This window comes from Ruegeria sp. HKCCD9138 (assembly GCF_057220975.1).
The window spans coordinates 2,501-6,199 of record NZ_JBWVAZ010000023.1; the positions used below are offsets into that span (position 1 = coordinate 2,501).

Sequence of the window (3,699 nt, forward strand, 5' to 3'; positions counted from 1 at the left end):
GTGGCGCTGATCTCAGTCGTTCTTATCTTCGGATAAGCGGCGCAGTTTGGGTCTAGCCGGCCTGGAATGCGTATCGCGACTGAAACGAACAGAGTTGTCCAAGTCAAATATACTAACCCGAGCGACCTGCGTTGATCAGCTGCACGGCTGAGAGACCATATGGGGTTGCTCAATTGTCCTCGTCCAGGTGGCGGGGGCGGGAAATGTATGTTTTTGGTTCAGAAGAATGACTGCCTTTAGTTACCAGCTGGGCGGTCTCGATCGATCCGACCCCCGAACTGTGAAGGCCGAAGGCCGGAAGAGTTCATGTCCTCAAGTAGCCGAATAGGCGGTAGGACAAAAAGGTCGTGTCTTTCTTTTTCTGGATCAAATCAAGCGCGAGAAGGGCGTTTGGTGAATGCCTTGGCAGCAAGAGGCGATGAAAGACGTGATACTCTGCGATAAGCCATGGGGAGCTGAGAATAAGCTTTGATCCATGGATCTCTGAATGGGGCAACCCACCTGAATGTTTGTTATTGTTAGCACAGCTGATCAATAATGAGCATGAACAGGTACTTAAGACCTGAATACATAGGGTTTTAAGAGCAAACCCGGGGAACTGAAACATCTAAGTACCCGGAGGAAAGGAAATCAATTGATACTCCCCCAGTAGCGGCGAGCGAACGGGGACCAGCCGAGCCGGATAAGTGACTAGAACACGTTGGGAAGCGTGGCCATAGCGGGTGACAGCCCCGTATAGGAAGCTTTGACGGACGTATTAAGTAGGGCGGAACACGTGAAATTCTGTCTGAAGATCGGAGGACCACCTTCGAAGGCTAAGTACTCCTTGCTGACCGATAGCGAACCAGTACCGTGAGGGAAAGGTGAAAAGCACCCCGACGAGGGGAGTGAAACAGTACCTGAAACCGAACGCCTACAATCAGTCGGAGGCTCCTAGCGAGCTGACGGCGTACCTTTTGTATAATGGGTCATCGACTTGGTCTCACGAGCAAGCTTAAGCCGTTAGGTGTAGGCGTAGCGAAAGCGAGTCTTAATAGGGCGTATGAGTTCGTGGGATCAGACCCGAAACCGAGTGATCTAGGCATGGCCAGGTTGAAGGTAAGGTAACACTTACTGGAGGACCGAACCCACATCCGTTGAAAAGGATCGGGATGAGCTGTGCCTAGGGGTGAAAGGCCAATCAAACTCGGAGATAGCTGGTTCTCTGCGAAATCTATTTAGGTAGAGCGTCATCCGAATACCCCGGGGGGTAGAGCACTGGATGGGTAATGGGGCCCCACAGGCTTACTGATCCTAACCAAACTCCGAATACCCGGGAGTACTAGATGGCAGACACACTGCGGATGCTAACGTCCGTAGTGGAGAGGGAAACAACCCTGACCTACAGCTAAGGCCCCCAATTCATGGCTAAGTGGGAAAGCAGGTGGGACGACCAAAACAACCAGGAGGTTGGCTTAGAAGCAGCCATCCTTTAAAGATAGCGTAACAGCTCACTGGTCTAAATAAGTTGTCCTGCGGCGAAGATGTAACGGGGCTCAAGCCATGAGCCGAAGCTTAGGATGCCGTAAGGCATGGTAGCAGAGCGTAGTGTGACATAGAACTCATCCTGTATTGCCGCCGGTTATGTGGCGCGGGCAACCGCGCTCAAGTAGCCGAATAGGCGGTAGCGCAGGATCGAGTTCTTTCGATGAAGCCGGGGCGTGAGCCATCCGGTGGAGAGATCACTAGTGAGAATGATGACATGAGTAGCGACAAAGAGTGTGAGAGACACTCTCGCCGAAAGTCCAAGGGTTCCTGCTTAAAGCTAATCTGAGCAGGGTAAGCCGGCCCCTAAGCCGAGGCCGAAAGGCGTAGGCGATGGGAACTAGGTTAATATTCCTAGGCCAGGAGGATGTGACGGATCACAGGTGTAGTTCAATCTTATCGGATTGATTGGGCTGCTGAGTGGTTCCTGGAAATAGCCCTCCATCAGACCGTACCCTAAACCGACACAGGTGGACTGGTAGAGCATACCAAGGCGCTTGAGAGAACGATGTTGAAGGAACTCGGCAAAATACCTCCGTAAGTTCGCGAGAAGGAGGCCCGGTTCCTAGGCAACTAGGGGCTGGGGGCACAAACCAGGGGGTGGCGACTGTTTATTAAAAACACAGGGCTCTGCGAAGTCGCAAGACGACGTATAGGGTCTGACGCCTGCCCGGTGCCTGAAGGTTAAAAGGAGAGGTGAGAGCCTTGAATTGAAGCCCAGGTAAACGGCGGCCGTAACTATAACGGTCCTAAGGTAGCGAAATTCCTTGTCGGGTAAGTTCCGACCTGCACGAATGGCGTAACGACTTCCCCGCTGTCTCCAACATCGACTCAGCGAAATTGAATTGCCTGTCAAGATGCAGGCTTCCCGCGGTTAGACGGAAAGACCCCGTGCACCTTTACTACAGCTTCGCACTGGCATCAGGATTGTGATGTGCAGGATAGGTGGTAGGCTTTGAAGCGGAAACGCAAGTATCCGTGGAGCCTCCCTTGAGATACCACCCTTCGCACTCTTGATGTCTAACCGCGGTCCGTTATCCGGATCCGGGACCCTGCGTGGCGGGTAGTTTGACTGGGGCGGTCGCCTCCTAAAGCGTAACGGAGGCGCGCGAAGGTTGGCTCAGAGCGGTCGGAAATCGCTCGTTGAGTGCAATGGCAGAAGCCAGCCTGACTGCGAGACTGACAAGTCGAGCAGAGTCGAAAGACGGCCATAGTGATCCGGTGGTCCCGAGTGGAAGGGCCATCGCTCAACGGATAAAAGGTACGCCGGGGATAACAGGCTGATACTGCCCAAGAGTCCATATCGACGGCAGTGTTTGGCACCTCGATGTCGGCTCATCTCATCCTGGGGCTGGAGCAGGTCCCAAGGGTACGGCTGTTCGCCGTTTAAAGAGGTACGTGAGCTGGGTTTAGAACGTCGTGAGACAGTTCGGTCCCTATCTGCCGTGGGTGTAGGAGACTTGAGAGGAGTTGCCCCTAGTACGAGAGGACCGGGGTGAACGATCCACTGGTGGACCAGTTGTCGTGCCAACGGCAGTGCTGGGTAGCTATGATCGGACAGGATAACCGCTGAAGGCATCTAAGCGGGAAGCCCCCCTCAAAACAAGGTCTCCCTGAGGGCCGTGGAAGACCACCACGTCAATAGGCCGGAGATGTAAGCGCAGTAATGCGTTCAGTTGACCGGTACTAATCGCCCGATAGGCTTGATTTGATCCAGTAATGGAAAGACAAATCACCAAAAGCATACACTGACCTTGAGTTGGACAATGACGTGACAATCCGCAAAGCGGATTGCACGGTGTTGATTGATGTGAAACCCCGTAAGGGGTGACATAACAACCGTGCGGCAACGCGCATTCGCTTCGCGAATACGCTGCCTGCCGCCCGTCGCTTTTTTGCTCCGCAAAAACAGCGACGTGGGGATTTTCCTCGGTTTGGTGGTCATAGCGCAAGTGAAACACCCGGTCCCATCCCGAACCCGGAAGTTAAGCACTGCCGCGCCAATGGTACTTGGGCTTAAGCCCCGGGAGAGTAGGTCACCGCCAAACCTAGAAAAATCCCAATACTTCTCTCTATCGATGAAAACAAAACACCTGGCGCGGGGTGGAGCAGTCCGGTAGCTCGTCAGGCTCATAACCTGAAGGTCAGAGGTTCAAATCCTCTCCCCGCAACCAA

1 tRNA gene and 2 rRNA genes are annotated in these 3,699 nt (G+C 53.7%); all 3 read left to right on the forward strand.

The annotated features are described in order from the left end of the window. The first annotated feature begins 369 nt into the window (after positions 1–369). Positions 370–3,235: ribosomal RNA gene (locus tag AC2TEL_RS21515) — 23S ribosomal RNA — on the forward strand. 222 nt (positions 3,236–3,457) lie between these two features. Next, positions 3,458–3,572 (forward strand): 5S ribosomal RNA (gene rrf, locus AC2TEL_RS21520). 49 nt (positions 3,573–3,621) lie between these two features. After that, positions 3,622–3,698: transfer RNA gene (locus AC2TEL_RS21525), tRNA-Met, on the forward strand. Position 3,699 lies beyond the last annotated feature (1 nt).